Below are 20,186 nucleotides of genomic sequence, written 5' to 3'. Positions count from 1 at the left end.
TTAATTTTCTACTCCTTCTAAAAGAATGTCTTTTGTAAAGGCCTTACCCCTCCCCTTCAAAATCACCCTCCTACTATGCCATAAACGATTTCCATTCCCTCTCTTCAGGCAATTGTATTTCGTATCGCTTTAGCCCCTCCGTCTTCCCTCAAATACCTCTCCGTCCGACCAACTATATTTCCCTTCCCCAATCCGCCCTTTTTCTTCCCCTTCAGTCCTTATTCCTCACACTTTTCTTTCCTTCCGCATAAAATTTAATCCTTTAGAACTCTAACTTTTTATTTTTTACCGGACTAAACTTTTATTTCTATACAATTCACCCACAATTGTCTGCGATCGTAATAACGCCGGAAAGTTTGACGGAGAAATGCGTCATCCCACTTCACTTTACGTTTAAATTTCAATTTCCCATTTACATATACTTTTACTTTTTTATTCATATCTACCATTTCGGGAGAAATATATAAACGAAACACGTCTACACAAGAAGTTTGTACACGGAATACATTCTTAGCATATTCAGCTTTTACAGCTCCGGAAGCGCGCGGAAAATCAAACGCTTTTTTATTCACTTGTTCACTTACTAACTCCTCTTTATCATTATACGCTAACCAGGTTGTTATAGGGAAATTATAAGTTTTATGCCAACTTGCACGAGAGGATAAAGTATCCAGCTCAGCGATCTCCAGCCAATCCGTCTGCCCGTATTTTACATCATCCGTTTCACGATAAATCTCACAGGGGAAAGGATTTCGCCTCCGTTTCCCCATCTCTTCAAAAATAATCCGGAAAGCCGCTTCTGAAGCGTCGAATTGCGGAAACCAATGCGGATACCCCTCGTAGCGATGATCCGAATAATCCAAGCCCAATTGCCGGGTCAATGTATCCAGCCTATCGTTTGCCTGAGGTGGATAATAATAATCCTGATCTGTAGAAAAATTAACAAAGAAACGATTTTTTCCATTCAATAGATAAGTACCTGCCTCCCATACTTTCGGATAAGTATTCAATCCGAAACAGCCGGCAAAAGGTGAGGGTTGCTTCATCCAGTAGGAAAAAGCACCCGTAGCTCCGTTACTGTGTCCGCAAACAAACACCCGATCGTCATCTACATGTAACGCCTGTTTCACTTCTTTCAAAATAGCCGGTACCATATAAAATCCATCATCCGGATACATCCAGTTAAACTGTTTATCCGCCAAGGGGAAAACCAAAATAACCCCGGCTTTTTCCGCTTCACTGACATAAAACCGGTTATGCCCTTCCATTATCCAATCTGCAACAAAATCTTCCAGTGCAGTATATCGTACGGCACCATGCAAACAAATCAGCAAGGGATAAGCTTTTGCCGGATTGTATTCTTTCGGCAGACGGACAAAATAAGAAGAGGCTAAGGTATCGGATACCGTAAACGAAATAGAATAATTCCGTTGCCGCTTGGGTAAATAATCTTTAGCAACCTGTAAAGCCTTATACAAGGCTTCCCCCTTTAGTCTTGCACTACCGGCAAAAATAGCTGCCGATTTTTCCTCCGAGGCACGCATAAAAAACTCGGTTCTCTGTGCTTTTAACGAACGATAAAAATCGGTTTTGTTTTTCCGTGCTTTTTCCACCAAGGTCTTCCAACGCGGATCCGAAACCAACACGCCAAAAGCTTCATCCTGATATTCCCCAATGATAAAGATAAAGCCCGGTCCGTAACTACTTTCCGTATCTACAAGAGGATCTAAATAATGAAAAGCCCGGTCGGCCTCCCGAAGTTTGCAAGCCAACAATCCGGCTTCATAATACCCGCGTATACTCACACTATCCGGATAATCCGCATATAAATCCTCAAACAAGGCAAATACATTCCGATAAGCCACCGAATCTTCCTCCACTTCTGCAGCAGCTTCAATAGCCGACTGAAGTCGCCCGGCATAAGACAATGAATCCGAAACCACCTGCCCAAAAGTTCCCAAAGTCAACGACCAAAAGAATAAAAATAAACTATATTTTCTCATCTCCGTTCATTTTTATAAACCTAAGGGAATCCCTACCCTCTGCTTCTAAAAGTTAATCAAATATTTTTAATATTTACAAATATAAGGAAAATCCTGAAAAATTCCGGTTTACATAAATATTAAACCGACTCACCTTTATAAGCTGTCAAAAATATACGGAAGGTTTCTCCGGAGATTCAGTGTCTATACCTCTTAAATTACTTTATACCCAATACTTCAATATTGAAATTTTTAGGTGATTCAAATAAACAAATTCATATCTGCTTTTTCCGCCTTCTCTAAATAATTTGCTACACCTCCGATTTGCACCCCTTCCATCAGCTCTTCCTTTTTTATACCCATTACGTCCATGGACATCTGGCAAGCAATAAACTCCACTCCTTTCTCCCGGGCCTGCAGAATCAAACTTTCCAGCGATTCAATTCCCTTACGTTTCATAATCTTCCGCATCATTCTGGCCCCCATTCCCCACATATTCATTTTTGATAAAGCCAGGTAGCGGCTTCCTTTCGGTAACATCCAATCAAACATTCTCCCCATCCGATCTTTCTTAACCTTACCCGAACGCTCTTTTTTAATTACGTTCAACCCCCAAAATGTAAAGAACATCGTCACTTTTCTCCCCATCGCTACTGCTCCGTTGGCAACCACAAAAGAAGCCAGTGCCTTATCCAAATCATCACTGAAAACAATTAATGTCTTGGCGTTTTCACTTCCTCTTTTACGTTCTTCCGTCACAGCCTTTCCCTTTTCAATAACAGCCGTAATCACACCTTTCTCTTCCCTTATTTCTCTCAAGGGATTTCCAGTTAACTCCGCCCAGGAAGTCACATCTCTTCGAAAAGCTGGGTCCGTCGCCTTAATAAGCATCCGGTCTCCCGCTTCCAGTTGATCGATACTTTCTTTCAACTTCATAACCGGCCCCGGACATTGTAATCCACAGGCATCAACTTCTAAACCGACAATCCTCCCCTGCTGCTCTAAAGGCTGTTCCACTTTAATTTCACGTTTTTCTTCTCCCCCTCTTTCCTCTTCCATGACAGCTTCATAAGTCCTCCATCCACCGGTCAAATTAAATACGTCAAATCCATTTTGCATCAAAATCCGACTGGCAATATACCCCCTTAATCCTACAGCACAATACACCACTACCGGTTTTTCCCGGGGTATTTCGTCCAAATGCTTCCGCATCTCATCCAATGGAATGTTCAGAGAACCGGGAATATGCCCGAGTTCACATTCTTCCGGAGTACACACATTGATCAAGGTGTATTTTTGAGATTCCCACTTTTTCAACTCCCTCCAGCTGATCGGATGTACCAACCCACTCAAAATATTATCCGCCACAAAACCAGCCATATTTACCGGATCCTTAGCCGAGGAATAAGGAGGTGCATAAGCTTGTTCCATCTCTGCTAAAGCATAAATATCTCCTCCAGCTTTCACTACTGCCGACAACATTTCCAAACGTTTATCCGCCCCCTCATATCCGACGACTTGCCCACCGAATAAACGCCCGTCTGTAGGAGAAAAATTAATCTTTATCGTCAACGGAACAGCCCCCGGGTAATAACCAGCATGGGAAGATGCATGTATAATCACCTCCTGGTAAGGAATATTCAAACGATTCAATAAACGACCGGATAACCCCGTCGCCCCGACAGTCAGTTCAAAAATTTTCGCAATGGCTGTATTTACAGATCCTTCATAAACTTTACAATTCCCTTGCACCATATTGTCGGCACAGATGCGTCCTTGTTTATTGGCAGGACCGGCCAGAAAAGTCAAAGCAGGAACACCGCTTATGGGGTGGGGAAATTCAATGGCATCCCCTACGGCATAAATGTCCGGGCAAGAAGTTTGTAAATAAGCATTCACCCGGATTCCACCAGCCTCTCCCACCTCCAAGCCAGCCTCTCTGGCCAAACGGGTATCCGGGCGCACGCCGATAGAAAGAAGAACCAGATCTGTTTCCAGTAAATTTCCCCCCTTCAATTCCACACCCAACCCCTTCTCCGTTTTCCGAAATGCCTTAACTGCTTCTTTCAATCTCAACTGAATACCATTTTCCTTTAAATGCCGATGTACCACAACAGCTATTTCATAATCGACAGGAGTCATCACCTGGTCTGCCATCTCGACAATTGTCACCTCTATTCCCCGGGCAGCCAAATTTTCCGCCATCTCCAAACCTATAAATCCAGCCCCCACCACAACGGCCTTCCGTACCTGCTTCTCTTTTATATAGGTATGAATACGATCGGTATCCCTGACGTTTCTCAACGAAAAAATTCCTTCTGTCCGGATTCCTTCCAAAGGAGGAAATATCGGCTCCGCTCCCACAGACAATACCAATTTATCAAATCCTTCTTCATACACTTCGCCACTCTTCAAATCTTTTACCTCTACTTTTTTCCGCTCCGGATCAATTCTCGTCACCTCCGAAAGCACTTTTACTCCTATGCCAAAACGACTGGCAAAACTTTCCGGGGTCTGAACAAACAACCGTTCCCGGTCTGAAATAACCCCACCGATATAATAAGGTAATCCACAATTGGCATAAGAAATATACTCTCCTTTTTCAAATAAGAGAATCTCCGCCCGTTCGTCTAGCCGCCTTAAGCGAGCTGCCGTAGAAGCTCCCCCGGCAACTCCTCCGATAATAATGTATTTCATTTTCTCAATCTTTAATCCGATTCTTTTTTTTACTCACAACTGAAACCCTTATCCGTTCTGGATAAACTTCTCGATCGTTTCCTGCAATTGTGCAGCTCTTACTACTCCACTCTGCCTCCATACCATCTTCCCCTTCTGAAACAATAATAAAGTCGGTACAGATTGTATCTGATAAAAATAAACACTTTCGCGATTGGCCGGTACATCTACATCTATTTTCACGATTTTTACCTTATCCCCCATACGCTGTTTCAATTCTTCCAAAATAGGATGCATCATTTTACAAGGTCCACACCAAGTGGCAAAATAGTCTACTAAGGTGGGAACATTTCCCTGAATCATTTCTTCAAACTTTTCCATCATTTTTTACTTATTTTTCTGATTTACATTTCTCTGCCATACAAAAATTTTTTCCACTAAAAAAAGAACCGACCCATCCTCCCAAGGCCGCTCCCCATAGGGTAGACAAATACCAAGTCGACTGGATTACACAAGTCCCCGACTGACATCCTACATAGCGCCAATAGAAGAAACCTCCTATAGCTCCTATTATTCCGAACAGAATAATTCCCCAATTCGTTTGTATCCACTTTTTCATAAATTCAAATATTCAAATATACATTTATATTTAAGGGTTAAAAAAAAACGCTTATTTCTCCCCATATTTTTCTCATTTGGACCTGCAATTCATCATACACCGCATGACATTTGTCACCCGCTCGTCTGTCAAACGATAGTAGGCATTCCGTCCGTCTCTCCGGATTTTCAAGATTCCTTTAGCCAACATATCTGTAAGGTGATGTGAAATTAATGCCTGACTGCAACCGGTCTCCTCACATATTTCCGATACGTTCAATTCCTCTTTCCGCGATAAAAGACAAATAATCCTCAAACGATTCGGATGGGCAACAGCCTTCAACATATAGGCAATCTGCTCCAATTCTTCCCCCGTAAAACACTCTGTTCCCATAATTTCCCTCTCTAAATTTAATTCGGCCTCTTATCCGGCCTCCTCTATTGTTTTTATTTCCGATACAAATATATAAACATATATTTATATATACAACTATTTCACACAAAAAATACGGTTAAAACGGAATATATTTTTAATTACACTCTTCAAGAGCCGATAATTATATCCTCCGGGAACCGCCTTCCCATCCCAAACCTCTCACCGTTCTTTCTATCTTCTTGTTTCCTTTTAAATTTTCCCCCAAAGGGACGGACCTTTTTGGCGAAAAACAGAACTCCCTCCGCTCTCAATCATCTCCTCAGTTCCTTCTTCCTAAAATTACACATTAGGGACGTGCCCTAATGTGTAAAATGATAAGAAATTTTGCTTGATCCGAAACTGCCACCTTCCCCTCCCCCGGGGAATCATAAGAGTCTTTGACCGTTAATGACCAATTCAAAACGTATTTTCAAATATTCGGCAGCTTTCCGGCTCAGCATCATCCGGCCGAGAAAAATTTCGAAATAATCCATCACGGCAGAAATAGTTGTATCGATTTTAAGTTCCAATACAATCGCTGTCCGATCGTCATTAAAATAGATATTCGACTCTTCTACAGCATAATTCACCCGATCGTGTATATCGAAATTAGCAAAATCCCGGTTCCTTACCCGGCTACGGCGCACATCGGTTTTATCGGCCAGAATCAAAGCCGCCGCAATAGGGTTTACAGCGGCGGCTGTACTTTCGTCATGGTTACCGATGGCACTGACCACCTGAGCAATTTCATTGGGTTCCATTCCCATTTTTTCCAACAGGTGAAAAGCCAGTATAGCTCCGCTTTGGGCATGATCAATACGGTTGACAATATTGCCTATATCGTGTATATAACCCGCAATTTTTGCCAATTCCGCTTCCCGTTCCGGATATCCCAAAGTCAGCAGTATTTTCTCAGCCGCCTCAGCTGCTTTCACCACATGAGCAAAGGAATGTTCCGTATATCCCATCGCACACAAAGCCTTATCTGCCTGTGCTATATAACATTTTATCTCTTCGTTCGCACGTACTTCTTCAAAAGTCACCTTTTTCTTCACTTCTTCCATATTCATCTTTTTAAACAACCCGATTTAAAGCCTGCCTTTAAATCCTTCACTTATACTTTTCCCTTCCCCGAAAGTTTCATTTCTTTTCTCTTTCCGCCCCGTCTTTCAGTTTTTATCCTAATTCGGTTGCAAAGATAGGGCAAATTGAACACAGGATCAAATTTAATTAAATACTGCTGAAATTTGCCTATCTACATCAAAGGTAAATAAGTTGTCTTTATCGTTATCTGCCCCTATGAAAAAATACCTGCTTTAATAAATTGAAACATATCACAAAAAAGCCCTACAGACAAGTAACTGTTTTAGCTATACAAAACATACTGTCTACGACACAATCATCAATTAACTTTTCACATATTTTTGTATACGGTACAACACAATCACATGTATCAAACTCCGTCATAAGGCATTTAACTAGGTCTTTCAAATAAAAAATACACTTTCCACTCCCCCACTCAACCTCAAAAAGAGCTATACAATCCGATGTATTTCCTATTGAGTCTCCCCCTAAAACACGAGCTATCTTTTTATCACTTTTTTCTTTTATCCTAACTTTTTCATCAGTTATTTATTAGTATTATACAGCAATCTCTATTTTACAATTATTATCTGTCCGTACTATAATTTGACAAGCTTTCTCAACGGTCTTACAATAAAGAGTATCCTTATTAAAACAATTATCCCCACATGTTTCACACGTCATCTCCTGGGAATAAGGTTTACAATATCCTGAACAACAGCCGGCCCCGTTATGTGTCGCAGGAGCACAAGCTCCTATTGTATTACGTCCGGTCAGAAAATCCCCACCTAAAACATTAGCCATCGCATCATTTGTTAAGGAAGCAATCACTTCTTTTTTCAATTCTAATTTTTTCGATTTCATAGTTCTTACATTTTATTTATTAAACGCTAATCAAACAACTAATTATTTTATCAAAAATTCCGACATATTTCATAAAATCAGACATTATCAATCTACTCGAATCGTTATTTAAAATCAGATCTTCCTCTTTTCAATTTTCCTCAGCATCTGAATTTAACGAACAAAACCATTCAATTTATAATACTCACTCAGCTATATATCTATGACAATCATTCTCGCCTGTTATCATACAAGTCTTAACGGTCAAACATGCCCTCGTTTCTTCTATAACACAAATACATGTCTTAACCTCTGATAGAGGGCATTTAAAAGGATCTTGCGTATAAGGGATACAGTTTCCACTCCCACATCCACCTCCCTGGGAGGGAGCGATACAACCATTCGTATTTCCGACCAAATCTCCTCCCCATACATTAGCCATAGCGTCATTCGTCAGGGAAGCAATCACTTCTTTTTTTAATTCTAATTTTTTCGATTTCATAACCTATCATTTTAATCCTTAAATAATAAAACTGAAGCAAACATAAAAATATGCCGAAATGGATTCTGTGTAAAATAAAACTTTTTATAAAGTTTAAATTTTTCACTTCTACTGATTTCTTTTTTATTAAACTTACTCCATTACAGTTTATTTCCGTAGTAGGAATATCAGACAAATTGAAACTATTCTGTTTTTTATGAGGAGAGTATCTTCCCTTTTCGTTCTATCTTTTTCGTCTCTTATTCCTAAAAAGAAATACAGACAATGACAATTAAACTTACCAATACTATTTTTAAATTTATACCCCACCTCATAATTGAGCTTTACAAACATTTTCTATTTTAACAAAAGTCTGTAAGTTTACATCGAATGTTCATTGATGTACAATTCTCCTGCATAGTTTGACAATGTGACTCGGTTTTTGGTAAACAGGGATTGCATACAGAAGCCTGATCTTCCGTTCCACAGTCTATATCTCTTGATACCAAACAACGTAAGGTATTACATAACAAATTCCCTGCTGAAGCACAAGTATCAATTGTTACACCTTCCACCCCACCCCACAGCCCTGACATTTTGCTTTTATTTAAAGTAGCAATCACTTCCTTCTTTAATTCTAATTTTTTTGCTTTCATATGAATAAAAATAAAGGGTTTTTCAACAAAAAGAGAAAGTCCGATTTTGTAAAAATTGAGGCTCACTTTCCAGAATTGGAAACAATTCCTGAAAAGTTCTAAAGCTAAATTAGCGAAGCATCTTTCTTCTTTAAAAACATCCAAAATCTCATTATGGGATTTTAAAACTTCTAATCAAAAGAAAGAATAACGAAAATTTCAAAAATCTAAAACATCAACCTAACGCTATTAATTAGCAGGCATCCGTGAATTTACAAGGAAACTCTGTCATCTTAATAAGTGTACATTCCTGTAAGGTATCACATGCATCTGAGAGTTTACATGGATAGTCAGTCACTTTACTACAATCAAATCCTAAGGTATGACAGGGAGATTTTTCAGAAATCATACATATACATTTGGAAGGAGAATTAGTCGGTCCTAAGGGCTCTCCGCCCATTACTTCAGCCATCATGCTTCTATTTAAAGAAGCGATCACTTCTTTCTTTAATTCTAATTTTTTTGCTTTCATAACTTTTTCAATTTTAATTATTAAATTTTTCGACAGAAAATTTTATATAGGGAGTTAATGCTCCACATCTAATTGTAAAACAAAGTTTAATCAGATTCGAATCCATGGAAAACTATACATTTTATTATCCGATAACACATCCACCTTAAACCCAAAAACAGAATAGGCACAACCAGCTATTTCACAAGGATGACTTCTATTATTTCTACAATTTCCAGAGGGCGTCGAATAATTCCAATGATCACGGTTTTACTTCCAGTCCATCGTGTTTTAATTCAACGTAACCATAACGTCCTCTTTCAATTTTCATTTTTTATAAATTAATCCATAAATTCGGCTCCAGCTCTATCGAACTTTTCTCCACCCTTATTCAAACTTTACATAATACAAACCTGTACAGATTCACACTTATATTCCGTAGCGGGTATACAAGCATAACAAATAGAAGGATCGGTTTTAACCGCACAAAGTTGGGTCAACTTACACAAATCTGTATCTCCACAAGTATTTGTCTTACATAAGTTAATTCCTTGCGAAGGACAGTCGTCGGTGAAAGGTTCTATTCCGATACCCCCTCTTAATTCGGCCATTGTACTTTGATTCAACGTAACAATGACTTCTTTTTTTAATTCTAGCTTTCTCTTTTTCATATTTATATGGATTTAGTGAATAAAAAAGAATACTACTATTCCCGCTTTAAAAACTACTTATAAAATGATCGTTTACAGTCAGTGATACAGATATAATTCCTTAACCTTTTAAACGACAGAATTAAAAAAATATTTTCCCGACAAAAAGACAAGTATACTATTATCAAAATAGTAACGCTATCAACCTATAGCGTGGAGCAAATACAAAACATAAAAGTCTAAAGACACCTAAAAAATACCTCTCTAAAGAACGAAAGCAATATACAAAAAAAAATTAATATAAAAAATAAAAAGTAAAATATATGAAATAAAAATTATATTATTATTTACCTATATATAAATAAACATAATATATTCTTTTTTAAAGGAAAGATAAATTAAAAAACAAAGAAGAAGAAATTTCTAATTTCCAACAAATCTTTTACAAAGGTGACTTTCTGATAAGAAACAGTTCTTTTCCGGATTCGGATCTCCCGTAAAGCATTATTTCTCCCGCTCTCTTATTTTCCTATACCGCAGCAATGCTTCTACAAAATAGTAATCTGCATAAGTTAAAGGAACATCCACTTCTATATCTTTCATAAAATGCCCCACACTGTGCTTTAAAATAAAGTTAGCATTTTCTCCGGAGGAAGCCAGATAGGCAGGAGAACAAAGCGTTTTCAGTTGTATTTCTGCCACTTTTCTATACTCGGCTGCTTTGTCCGGATCTACATACCCGCTTAATTCCAATAAAGCAGAACAAATAATAGCTCCTGCAGACGCATCCCGCAAAGCTTCGGGAATATCGGGAGCATTAAAATCCCAATAAGGAATTTTATCTTCCGGTAAATTCGGATGATGGATAATAAAGTCTGCCACAGCTTTTGCCTGCTGTAAATACAAACTATTTTTCGTTTCCCGGAACATCATTGTATATCCGTATAATCCCCATGCTTGTCCCCGTGCCCAAGCCGATTCATCGCTATATCCCTGCGAAGTTTGCCGGGCTTCTGCTTGACCTGTAAGAGTATCATAAGATACCACATGATAACTGCTATAATCCGGACGAAAATGATTTTTCAGCGTAGTATTTGCATGCGTAAGTGCCACCTTATTAAAATAAGGCTGCTGAAATTTCTTTGCACTCCAAACCAACATCTCCAGATTCATCATATTATCAATAATCACCGGAAACTGCCATTGTTTTGTAGCTGCATTTGTATTCCAGGAACGGGTACACCCAACTACCGGATTAAAACGGGTACACAAAGATTCAGAAGCCTGACGGATAGGCCCCAGCCAAACAGAATCACCGGTGATCCGATAAGCATTTCCAAAACTGCAAAAAATCATAAAACCTACGTCATGATTATCGGTCCGGTATTGTTCCTTTTCCACCCTAAGGGTATAATTCTCTGCCCATTTTTTGTATACCGGATTCCCGGAATATTCATATAAATACCAAAGTGTCCCCGGGAAAAAACCACTGGTCCACCAAGCAGAACTGGAAGTTTCTAACTTACCTTTATAAATACTCTTTGGTAAACGTTCCGGCTGAGATTCTAATAACTCCGCCATCCGTAAACTCTGTTCCAATGCGATATCCAAAGCAATCTTTGTATCTGCCAATAAATGTTCCTGCCGGCTTTTTTCACAAGACGTCCCTATAATAGTCAATATTATCCAAAATATCCAGATTTGTCTCTTCATGGTATCCGCTGATTTTCAGTATTTCTCCCTTTTCCCTTTACGGCCTTTTCTTTTTGAAATAAGGGAACAAATATAGACATTATTTTTTAAAGAATCAACATACTTATTTATTTATTTTAACTTTAAAAGCTCCCTTCTCTTGTAAAGCTGTATTTTTGTTAAAATATATAAAAGAAAAATATAACTTCAATTTATATACAATATTTTTTAAAGTAGAATGGACATTTTTTAAAAACAAATAAAATTATGCTAATAAACGAAACGGATAAGAAAAGAGAGCTGAATCAGGATGGAGAATCTCTTTCTTTAAAATCGGAGGACAGATATCGTATGCCTTCAAACCAAGGGTATGCGATCGATTGGTTTATAAAAAAGAATCTGTATCCGATTTTTTTCAGCTGTTTTCTTTCGGTAACCGTAAAATTCCCAGACAAAGAGCAATTTCTTCCGGGTTTCCGGTATGTTTTCCTTTCGCATCGGAAAGTTTCACTGTAGGTATAAAAAACGGACATTTTTGAGGCCGGCATTCAAACAATTTAATCACCATATTCAAAGGTTTTACTCCTACGTCGTTAGTCAGATAAGTTCCTATGCCGTAGACGTCGTGCACTCGTCCCTTTACAAATTCCCGGATTTTTTTTACCCCTTCCAGATCGAGGGCATCACTATAGACAATTGTTTTAGTACGGGGATCTACCCGGTGCAAACGATAATGACGTATCGCCTGCTCTGTAAATTCAAAAGGATCTCCGCTATCCCAGCGTAATCCATCGAACAACTTTGCGTATTTGGTCGTAAAACTTCCGAAAAAATTAGTCGACGTATACGTATCTGTCAAAGCTATACCGAGATAACCGTCGTATACATCCACCCAATTTGCCAAAGCCAATTCGTTCGCAGCCCGATAACCGTAATGGGCTCCATGATACATAAACCATTCATGCGGATGAGTTCCCATAGGAGTCAAATTGTGTTTCAGGGCCAGATACACATTACTGGTTCCGTTCAGCAGTGATCCCATATATTGTTTTAATATTCCGACCACCCGATCCTGCACTTCAAAGGAAAATCGTCTACGGGTTCCGAATTCAGAAAGTTCTGCCCCCAAATCGACAAAAGCCTGGGCTTTCTTTATTGCTTTTTCCGCTATTCCCTGAGGGGTTTGAGCCGTCATTTGAAAATAAAGTTCAGAGATAATAGCCATTAAAGGTACTTCCCACAACACCGTACGGTACCAGAGGCCACGAATTTCTACTTTTAATTCTCCGCCTTCCTGTTGAATGTCCACTTCCTTGGGATCGAAACGAAAGCCTTTCAATAAATCAAAAAATACAGCATCAAAATAATAACATCTTCGCCTCATAAACCGCTCTGCCTCTTCTGATAAAGAAAGCGAGGCCATGGCCTCTACTTCCTGCCTTAACCTCTCGGCGAACCCTATAGGGAAAAGAGTCTCTCCCCGGTTGATAAAGCGATAAGCCACTTCTGCCTCCGGAAATTTTTTCTGGATAGCATTCATAGTCGTAAACTTGTATAGATCGTTATCTATAAAATCCTGTATAATCATTTTCTCTTGGTTTTACCTCTTCCTTGCCGCAGTTCTACTGAAGTCGTAAAATGGGCTCCCATCGCCCGGGCCTTTTGAAATACAGCTTCGGCCTGTGGATAGTTGCCGGGTACATCGCTCATACAATCCTTCAGAATTACAATTTTCTGCATAATCGCAGGAAAATCCAGTAATTGCCGAATCGTAGCCGCCACACAATGGGTACGGGCTTCTCCTGCCATCCAAATACTATCATAAGTATTCAATTCCTGCAACAAAGGCAGGTTAAACCAAGTAGAGGGAGCATCTTCAACGATTACTTCAGCCCTGAAAGCACCGTATTGTTCGGCAAAAGGATAAGCTCCCTTCTCTACGATATGTATAAAATGTCCCCGGGCAGCCCATGCCCGTACTTCCCTCATGACTCTTGAAACAACGGCAGCACCTTCACTACCGACAATACAATGTTCCAACCAGACTACATGAAACTCCTTTGTTTCTTTTTCGAAATGCCGTAGATAATTTAAAACTCTTTCCTTTTCCGTAAAAGGTATCCATTCTCCTTTCTCCACCTCCTCCGCTTTAATGGGAGTTCCCGGTTTCGGATGCCGTCCCCCTAAATCAGTCCAAAAAACCGTATGCGTGATATTCATCACCTGATGAATATCCTGTGCCAGAATAATCCCGTCGATATCCTTTGCGCAACCGGCAATCAAACGGGCAATCCGGCCGGCATCAATTTCCGCATCCGGTATATATAAATTACTATAAGGGCGGCAAAAATCATTCTGCATATCTATAATAAACAAACACGTTTTCATCTCTCTACAGCATTCCTAGTTCTCTGAACATATTTTTATATATTTCTGCTTTTTCCGTTAAAGGTTTAGGATAGGCTCTGGAAGAAGAAGGCATCCGATAAATACGGAGTTGCCGATTGCCCATGTTATATACTGAAAATTGCCCTACCCGGGGTTCCTCCGCTTGCAAAAGCATAAGAAGCGTATCTGTGGCTTTTTGTCCCGTCGTGACCACAGCCTGACAATCCGGCAATTGTTCCAGAATCCCCTTTACATCTGCAGTCTTTACAATTTCCAAAAAACGATCGGAAGCATTTCCCTTTTGACGAATAATTTCCCGGGCTGTATCCGACAAAGCAATTCTCTTTTCTTCCAAAAATTGCCGAATCCGGACTTCACAAAATGATTTCCGGTCCTCTGTCAAAAAATAATCTTTATCATCAAAAAATACACAACCAAAAATTCGCCACATATCGTTTTGAAAATTCGGATAATAAAAATTCATTTTCCATCGGTTTGCCGCCGGGGGAAAGCTACCTAGCATCAACATTCTGGCTCCTTCCGGAAAAAAAGGTTCCAACGGATGTAGTTCTGTTTTTATTTCATTTGTCATATCCTAAATTCTATTTCAATAACACACACAATTTTAAACCGAATTTTTCGACATTTCATTCTTTAAAATTATTATTTATATAATCCATTAAATCCAACTTTTTTTTCAGTTCTGCTTTTCCCAGAAAAAAAATTTCCGTATTCATGATTAAAGCCTGTTTTTGTCGGATGAACTTTTCCAGAAAAATTTCAATTTCCCCTCTATTTTCCTCCAGGGGGATACTCGCTATTTCATGCCCTGCATTTAAATAGATACAAAAATAATGAGGTCTATTCATATGGGTCAATTGCCTGGCAATATAATTCGCACCGAAAAAACCGCCTCGTTCATCCCCGGCTTTATAAAAAGGAACCCGCTCGTCAGCATCCCCATGAAATAAAAGCATAGGTACAGGGGGTCGTTTCCATTGTAAATCCGGCTGAGTATCCAAAATTGCACCGGCAAAAGCGACAATTCCAGCATAATTAAACCCTTTAGGCAATATAGAATTAACATTCCCCCGGTTACAAATCTCATATTCTCCTTGAAGAACAGTAATTGCCCCCGCACTGGAACCACTTGCAATGATTTTCTTCCGGTCAATTTTCCACTCTTTAGCATGCGTATATACATAATCCGTAGCAGCATATAAATCTTCGACAGCCATCTGGACAGCTCCTGCCAAAACAGAGAGAAATTGTTCCGGATTTACTTTTTTCCCCTCAGCCACAGCCTTTAATCCCAACCGATAATCGATAGAAACGACCACATATCCCCTCTCAGCCCAATAGTGGAAGTAAGGGATATAACGAACATCGTCTCTTTCCCCTTTGACAAATCCTCCTCCAAATAAAAATAACATACAAGGTTTCATACCTTGTTCATCCTCCCGTTCGTATTTATCCAAATACAAATGATCGGATCCTTTTACTGCATATAAATATGTCTGTTTTTTCACCTTTTGTAAATTATGAGCTTTTACACCCAAACATAAAAATAAAAAAAATACTCCTATTACTCCCCAAATTCTCATTCTCTCTCTCATTTCCTCTCTTGCGAACTTTTATTTCTCCGGATAAAAAATAATTCCCGGAAATCTTCCCTTAAAGAATACGTAATATCTGGCCCTTGTGTTCAGAGATTCCCCTCTATTTTAATTCTGTAAATTTCTCTTTTTTTGTTACAGTTTCACAATAGTCTTTTAAAAAAATTCACCTTTTATCTTTCTTTTGGGTTTTACAGTTGCTCTCTCTTTTAAATCCAAATAAAAAATCCTTCTTCCTCCTCTCCGGAGTATTGAACCACTGAACCCTTGAACAGGAAAAGATTCAACCTTTTAGGCTTCTCTGTTACCCATAGAAAAAATTTATAACTTAACCCGATTCTTCAATTCTTTTTTATTGGAGATTTTAATTAGTTTTGTAACTTTCCTAAAAAAGGTAAAAAAACAGGTGGTGATCTTATTTTTTAATATAAACATCAAATTTTGAAATTATTAACATGAGTACGACAGCAAAACCAAAAGAAAAAATCCGGTTCAGTAAAGCATTTTGGGTAGCGAACACGGTAGAATTATTGGAAAGGGCTGCCTATTACGGAGTCTTCATCGTCATTACCCTTTATTTAAGTCGCATTTTAGGATTCAACGACCTTCAGGCAGCAGCCATTGCAGGAACCTTCTCTGCTTTTCTTTATTTACTGCCTACTTTTGCAGGGGCAATTGCTGATAAAATCGGTTTCCGACGGTCTATGCTATTAGCGTTTAGTCTTCTGACCGTTGGTTATAGTGGACTGGCATTATTCCCGACCTATCTGGAAAGTGCAGGTTTAGTGGAATATGGAAAAACCACCATTTTTAAAGGACTGACCGATAGTGGATTACGTTATGGAATTATTCCGATCATGGCTCTTATTATCTTGGGAGGTGCTTTTATTAAAAGTGTTATTTCGGCCACAGTAGCACGGGAAACTACAGCATCCACCCGGGCAAAAGGTTTTGCTATTTTTTATGGCATGGTGAACATCGGAGCTTTTTCCGGAAAAACGATCGTAAAGCCTTTACGGGAAGCCATGGGGAACGAAGGTCTAATCAATCTGAATTATTTTTCAGCCTCCATGACTTTACTCGCTTTAATTGCGATCTGGTTTTTTTATAAAAGCAGTCATCACAGCGGAGAAGGTAAAACCTTCCGTCAGATCTGGCACGCCCTTCTAAAAGTTTGTACCAATGGACGGCTAATCACCTTAATTGTCATTATCACCGGTTTCTGGATGGTACAACACCAATTGTATGCCACTATGCCTAAATATGTATTGCGTCTTGCAGGAGAGGGGGCTTCTCCTTCCTGGTATGCCAATGTAAATCCTTTGGTGGTAGTACTTACTGTAAATCTCGTCACCCAAATCATGCGGAAAAGAACAGCCTTAACTTCCATGACAGTCGGTATGTTTATTATGCCAGTTTCCGCACTGTGTATGGCATACGGTAATATGCTGAATCCTCAGAGCACCATTTTAACGATGCATCCAGTCGCTTTTATGATGGTCGTCGGCATTGTGTTCCAGGGAATAGCAGAAACTTTTATTTCTCCCCGTTTCCTGGAATATTTTTCTTTACAAGCTCCCAAAGGAGAAGAGGGACTTTATTTAGGCTTCAGCCATCTTCACTCTTTTCTCTCTTCCATTGTAGGTTTCGGACTATCCGGCTATCTGTTGAGCAAATATTGCCCGGAGCCCACCCTTTTCTCTACACGGGAAGAGTGGCTAGCCGCCAGTAGTCATGCGCATTATATCTGGTATTACTTTGCAGGAATAGCTCTTCTATCAGCTATCGCTCTTATCATTTACGGACAGATTGTCAAACGACAGGATGCCCGCAAACAAATCGCTTAATTCAGCTTTGATGTGCGGGAAGAAGAGCAATCTTTCCCCAAAACAATTCTGACAACAAGCCAACGCTTCGCTGTTTCATGAAACCCCAGTTTCCGAGTCAATCTGATTCTCCAAAACAAAAGGTTCATTCAGCAGCGAAGCGTCATATAAACTATTATCCGGCACAAAGTGTCGTTCTTTCTCAACGTCTTTCAACTGATTACAGTAGCAACAACCGTCCGCCGACCGCCAAAACGTCTGAACTCACACAAATAAATGCCTTGCCAAATTCCCAGATTTAACTTTCCGTCTTTAAGCGGTAAAGTAAGACTTACTCCTGTCAATACTGTTTTGGCATGAGCAGGCATATCGTCATCTCCTTCTGCCGTATGACGGTAATAAATCTCCCTTTCTTTTACCAAACGATCGAAGATAGCCTCCATATCCAGCCTTACATCCGGGTCGGCATTTTCATTTATGGCCAATGCTGCGGAAGTATGTTTTAAAAAAAGATGTACCATTCCTGCTCCCGTTATAGCAGGCAAATGACGTGCAATTTCCTCGGTAACTAAATATATCCCCTTGGAACGCGGTTTCAGCGTAAATTCGATTTGTTCAACCATTTTCATTTCAAATTCATACAACGAATATACGGAATTTTGAAAAAACAAGAAATTATTGTTCCTCCCAGCCGCAAAGTTTACTGGAATAGAGAGATTGCCTCAAAACTTCAACCGGCTACAAAAAATTTTACTTTTCTCTCCTTAAACCGAGCCGGAGTACAAGAAAAACAAATCCGTTACTTTGTATTCCGGTCCGCAGGAAAAACCACCCCCAATTGCCGGCGGATTTCGTCGGTAATCTCTAAAGTCATCAAAGAATGTAAATGAGAATTGATATCCGACTCTAATCTTCCACTCTGGATCAAACCTATAAATTCAGCTATTTCGTAATAATATTCATCCTTATCCGTAACGAAACTCAAATTCTGCCGGGTAGAAAGATTACCCCTTCCGGAAGTAGCAGGCCCATGAGGTATCCATACCACCTCCGAGATTTGCTGTATCTTATCCAAAATTAACGTTCCGTCCTCTCCCTGTATTTCCGAGGGCAAATAAGAATCGGCTATTTTAGAATACAATACGGTCGCATTCATCCCTTCATACAACAAATGTACCGCCGCCTGTCCGTCAACGCCGGTTTTCAATATTTCTCCGCAGGCTTGTATAGCCAAAGGACGCCCGAACAGCACAACCAACGGATAAATCGTATAAACTCCCAAATCCATCGTAGCTCCATTGGAAAACTCCGGTTTAAAGGCATTCAACACCCTTCCTTCCTTCAACTGATCATAGCGGGAAGAATACTGACAAAAAGAAGCAAAATAACGCCTGACCTTTCCCAAGTGTTTTAACTGCCTCCGGACTGCACCAAAATTAGGTGTCAAAGTCGGTTTCATCGCCTCCATCAATGCCACCCCATACCGTTTCGAGGTTTCAATCATTGTTCTCGCTTCCGCCGCATTGGAAGCCAACGGTTTTTCACACAACACATGCTTCCCTTCTCTCATACACAGTATACTCTGGGAAGCGTGCATAAAATTAGGAGAAGCTATATATACAGCATCCACACAAGAACTACCGGCCATTTCTTCCACAGTAGTAAAAACATACGGAATCCCATACTTCCGGGCAAACTCCTTTCCCCTGATTTCCGAACGGGAACACACGGCTGTCAACTCAAAGCGGGCATCTTGCCGGGCACCCGCAATCACCCAGTCCGTAATAAAATTAGTCCCGATCACTCCAAAACGTACTTTCTCCATTTTTTCCTTCCATTTTTACACATTAGGGACGTGCCCTTTTGTGTTATTTCACCATATTCCCTTTTTCTTTCTCTTATTTCCGGTAATCAATCCCGGCCCGGCGGGCCTGAGAATGCTGAAATTCCCGCCGAATCCGATACAGCTTTCCATCTTTCAGCAAACGGGCTCCTGTCTGGTGAAAACCAAATGGCACCTCCTTTTCCACACATTGCCGCCGTATATCCAGCACCCAGTCGTAATTACAGGTTCTTGCTTCCAAACCGGACTCTCCCCCGACAGAGACTTCCTCTATAGAAGCATCCAAATAAGCAGTTAAGTCCAGACTCCCCAATAAAGGAGCGCATATAATAATCTTATGCCGGATTGGTAATTCCTTATAAATAGGCAAACGATAATCCGCCATCGTCTGATTTTCCACTGTACAAGCGATGGCCACGTGTTCATACCCTTCTCCCCAATCTTCCGGCAAAGCCACCCGAAAACGATCGATTCGCTTTGTAATCATAAAAAACCTCAAATCCGGCCTTTCTTTGATCATCGCCCAAGCCTCAGTTCTCCATTCATCTGCACCCGGTACAAAAAAGTCGGAAGTAAAACAGGTATAAACCATTTCTCCGGCAGGTACTTTATAGGTTTTATCCCGTTTGCGTCTGACCGGTAAATTAAACAGGGCCGTACGGGTGACAAGACTGCTATCTTTCCCATGCATTTCATCTTGCCGATATACATAACAATACCGGCAGCCTTCACTTATCTTCTGGCATCCATGCCATAAATTCCACGTTACCGCCATACCCCATTTTTATTCTTTCCTTTTATAAAAACATACTTCTTTCCGTCGAAACATTCTTTGCAAAAATAAAGAACAAACGATTAAAACCGTCCGAAAAAACAAAATAATCCGATTTATTTCTCCTTTTTACCTCCTCAAATTTCATCCTTTTTCTCAAATAATTATATCTTAGC

Annotated in this window: 20 protein-coding genes; 1 reads left to right on the top strand and 19 read right to left on the bottom strand. The window is 39.8% G+C overall.

The genetic code is table 11. The features are described 5' to 3' along the window. Positions 1-293: 293 nt before the first annotated feature. From HMPREF9449_RS00710 to HMPREF9449_RS00635, 16 genes are all read right to left on the bottom strand, one after another. Positions 294-2,003, bottom strand: coding sequence for an alpha/beta hydrolase (locus HMPREF9449_RS00710; protein WP_009135302.1), 1,710 nt, complete (start codon positions 2,001-2,003; stop codon positions 294-296). 240 nt (positions 2,004-2,243) lie between these two features. Beyond that, a complete protein-coding gene (locus tag HMPREF9449_RS00705; RefSeq protein ID WP_009135301.1) occupies positions 2,244-4,679 on the bottom strand; it encodes an FAD-dependent oxidoreductase in 2,436 nt (811 codons plus the stop codon). A gap of 48 nt (positions 4,680-4,727) precedes the next feature. After that, entirely contained in the window at positions 4,728-5,039 is a 312-nt protein-coding gene (gene trxA, locus HMPREF9449_RS00700; protein ID WP_040611458.1) for a thioredoxin, read from the bottom strand. 10 nt (positions 5,040-5,049) lie between these two features. Further along, positions 5,050-5,277, bottom strand: coding sequence for a hypothetical protein (locus HMPREF9449_RS00695; RefSeq protein WP_009135299.1), 228 nt, complete (start codon positions 5,275-5,277; stop codon positions 5,050-5,052). Positions 5,278-5,349: 72 nt separating this feature from the next. After that, entirely contained in the window at positions 5,350-5,649 is a 300-nt protein-coding gene (locus HMPREF9449_RS00690) for an ArsR/SmtB family transcription factor (RefSeq protein ID WP_009135298.1), read from the bottom strand. A gap of 407 nt (positions 5,650-6,056) precedes the next feature. Further along, on the bottom strand, positions 6,057-6,734 hold the full coding sequence (locus tag HMPREF9449_RS00685) for an HD domain-containing protein (RefSeq protein WP_009135297.1): 678 nt from the start codon (positions 6,732-6,734) through the stop codon (positions 6,057-6,059). Between the two features lie 577 nt (positions 6,735-7,311). Beyond that, positions 7,312-7,617 (bottom strand): class I lanthipeptide, encoded by a 306-nt coding sequence (locus HMPREF9449_RS00680; RefSeq protein ID WP_009135295.1) that lies wholly within the window; start codon positions 7,615-7,617, stop codon positions 7,312-7,314. Positions 7,618-7,801: 184 nt separating this feature from the next. Then, positions 7,802-8,098 carry a class I lanthipeptide gene (locus HMPREF9449_RS00675; protein WP_009135294.1) on the bottom strand — a complete coding sequence of 99 codons (297 nt, stop codon included), beginning with the start codon at positions 8,096-8,098 and terminating at the stop codon, positions 7,802-7,804. Positions 8,099-8,439: 341 nt separating this feature from the next. Continuing rightward, positions 8,440-8,877 carry a hypothetical protein gene (locus HMPREF9449_RS00670; RefSeq protein WP_009135292.1) on the bottom strand — a complete coding sequence of 146 codons (438 nt, stop codon included), beginning with the start codon at positions 8,875-8,877 and terminating at the stop codon, positions 8,440-8,442. Positions 8,878-8,965: 88 nt separating this feature from the next. Continuing rightward, positions 8,966-9,244, bottom strand: a complete 279-nt coding sequence (locus HMPREF9449_RS00665; protein WP_009135291.1) for a class I lanthipeptide — start codon at positions 9,242-9,244, stop codon at positions 8,966-8,968. Between the two features lie 377 nt (positions 9,245-9,621). After that, positions 9,622-9,894: a class I lanthipeptide gene (locus tag HMPREF9449_RS00660; protein WP_009135290.1), complete on the bottom strand. Its 273-nt coding sequence runs from the start codon at positions 9,892-9,894 to the stop codon at positions 9,622-9,624. A gap of 483 nt (positions 9,895-10,377) precedes the next feature. Beyond that, on the bottom strand, positions 10,378-11,586 hold the full coding sequence (locus HMPREF9449_RS00655) for a glycoside hydrolase family 88 protein (protein WP_009135289.1): 1,209 nt from the start codon (positions 11,584-11,586) through the stop codon (positions 10,378-10,380). Between the two features lie 394 nt (positions 11,587-11,980). Continuing rightward, positions 11,981-13,153, bottom strand: coding sequence for a nicotinate phosphoribosyltransferase (gene pncB / locus HMPREF9449_RS00650; protein WP_009135287.1), 1,173 nt, complete (start codon positions 13,151-13,153; stop codon positions 11,981-11,983). Further along, positions 13,150-13,953: a cysteine hydrolase family protein gene (locus HMPREF9449_RS00645; protein WP_009135286.1), complete on the bottom strand. Its 804-nt coding sequence runs from the start codon at positions 13,951-13,953 to the stop codon at positions 13,150-13,152. The genes pncB and HMPREF9449_RS00645 overlap by 4 nt, the downstream gene beginning before the upstream one ends. A gap of 4 nt (positions 13,954-13,957) precedes the next feature. Further along, a complete protein-coding gene (locus HMPREF9449_RS00640; protein WP_009135285.1) occupies positions 13,958-14,545 on the bottom strand; it encodes a uracil-DNA glycosylase family protein in 588 nt (195 codons plus the stop codon). A 55-nt stretch (positions 14,546-14,600) separates the two neighbouring features. Next, positions 14,601-15,482, bottom strand: a complete 882-nt coding sequence (locus tag HMPREF9449_RS00635; protein ID WP_187118576.1) for an alpha/beta hydrolase — start codon at positions 15,480-15,482, stop codon at positions 14,601-14,603. Between the two features lie 542 nt (positions 15,483-16,024). On the opposite strand from HMPREF9449_RS00635, the gene HMPREF9449_RS00630 reads away from it, so the two are divergent. Next, positions 16,025-17,416, top strand: a complete 1,392-nt coding sequence (locus HMPREF9449_RS00630; RefSeq protein WP_009135283.1) for an MFS transporter — start codon at positions 16,025-16,027, stop codon at positions 17,414-17,416. 191 nt (positions 17,417-17,607) lie between these two features. On the opposite strand, the gene HMPREF9449_RS00625 is transcribed toward HMPREF9449_RS00630, so the two are convergent. From HMPREF9449_RS00625 to HMPREF9449_RS00615, 3 genes are all read right to left on the bottom strand, one after another. Beyond that, positions 17,608-18,018 carry a secondary thiamine-phosphate synthase enzyme YjbQ gene (locus HMPREF9449_RS00625; RefSeq protein ID WP_009135282.1) on the bottom strand — a complete coding sequence of 137 codons (411 nt, stop codon included), beginning with the start codon at positions 18,016-18,018 and terminating at the stop codon, positions 17,608-17,610. 176 nt (positions 18,019-18,194) lie between these two features. Continuing rightward, on the bottom strand, positions 18,195-19,220 hold the full coding sequence (locus HMPREF9449_RS00620; protein WP_009135281.1) for a Gfo/Idh/MocA family protein: 1,026 nt from the start codon (positions 19,218-19,220) through the stop codon (positions 18,195-18,197). A gap of 73 nt (positions 19,221-19,293) precedes the next feature. Then, positions 19,294-20,013 (bottom strand): DUF5131 family protein, encoded by a 720-nt coding sequence (locus tag HMPREF9449_RS00615; protein ID WP_009135280.1) that lies wholly within the window; start codon positions 20,011-20,013, stop codon positions 19,294-19,296. Positions 20,014-20,186 lie beyond the last annotated feature (173 nt).

The sequence above is a fragment of the Odoribacter laneus YIT 12061 genome (assembly GCF_000243215.1).
Taxonomy (GTDB): domain Bacteria; phylum Bacteroidota; class Bacteroidia; order Bacteroidales; family Marinifilaceae; genus Culturomica; species Culturomica lanea.
This window is presented reverse-complemented; position numbering and strand designations above follow the sequence as displayed.

Coding starts and splice junctions, on each gene's coding strand:
- HMPREF9449_RS00665 (WP_009135291.1), bottom strand. CDS start 9,244: ATGAAAGCAAAAAAATTAGAATTAAAGAAAGAAGTGATCGCTTCTTTA.
- HMPREF9449_RS00640 (WP_009135285.1), bottom strand. CDS start 14,545: ATGACAAATGAAATAAAAACAGAACTACATCCGTTGGAACCTTTTTTT.
- HMPREF9449_RS00620 (WP_009135281.1), bottom strand. CDS start 19,220: ATGGAGAAAGTACGTTTTGGAGTGATCGGGACTAATTTTATTACGGAC.
- HMPREF9449_RS00625 (WP_009135282.1), bottom strand. CDS start 18,018: ATGGTTGAACAAATCGAATTTACGCTGAAACCGCGTTCCAAGGGGATA.
- HMPREF9449_RS00705 (WP_009135301.1), bottom strand. CDS start 4,679: ATGAAATACATTATTATCGGAGGAGTTGCCGGGGGAGCTTCTACGGCA.
- HMPREF9449_RS00680 (WP_009135295.1), bottom strand. CDS start 7,617: ATGAAATCGAAAAAATTAGAATTGAAAAAAGAAGTGATTGCTTCCTTA.
- trxA (WP_040611458.1), bottom strand. CDS start 5,039: ATGGAAAAGTTTGAAGAAATGATTCAGGGAAATGTTCCCACCTTAGTA.
- pncB (WP_009135287.1), bottom strand. CDS start 13,153: ATGATTATACAGGATTTTATAGATAACGATCTATACAAGTTTACGACT.
- HMPREF9449_RS00685 (WP_009135297.1), bottom strand. CDS start 6,734: ATGGAAGAAGTGAAGAAAAAGGTGACTTTTGAAGAAGTACGTGCGAAC.
- HMPREF9449_RS00675 (WP_009135294.1), bottom strand. CDS start 8,098: ATGAAATCGAAAAAATTAGAATTAAAAAAAGAAGTGATTGCTTCCCTG.
- HMPREF9449_RS00660 (WP_009135290.1), bottom strand. CDS start 9,894: ATGAAAAAGAGAAAGCTAGAATTAAAAAAAGAAGTCATTGTTACGTTG.
- HMPREF9449_RS00645 (WP_009135286.1), bottom strand. CDS start 13,953: ATGAAAACGTGTTTGTTTATTATAGATATGCAGAATGATTTTTGCCGC.
- HMPREF9449_RS00655 (WP_009135289.1), bottom strand. CDS start 11,586: ATGAAGAGACAAATCTGGATATTTTGGATAATATTGACTATTATAGGG.
- HMPREF9449_RS00690 (WP_009135298.1), bottom strand. CDS start 5,649: ATGGGAACAGAGTGTTTTACGGGGGAAGAATTGGAGCAGATTGCCTAT.
- HMPREF9449_RS00630 (WP_009135283.1), top strand. CDS start 16,025: ATGAGTACGACAGCAAAACCAAAAGAAAAAATCCGGTTCAGTAAAGCA.
- HMPREF9449_RS00710 (WP_009135302.1), bottom strand. CDS start 2,003: ATGAGAAAATATAGTTTATTTTTATTCTTTTGGTCGTTGACTTTGGGA.
- HMPREF9449_RS00695 (WP_009135299.1), bottom strand. CDS start 5,277: ATGAAAAAGTGGATACAAACGAATTGGGGAATTATTCTGTTCGGAATA.
- HMPREF9449_RS00615 (WP_009135280.1), bottom strand. CDS start 20,013: ATGGCGGTAACGTGGAATTTATGGCATGGATGCCAGAAGATAAGTGAA.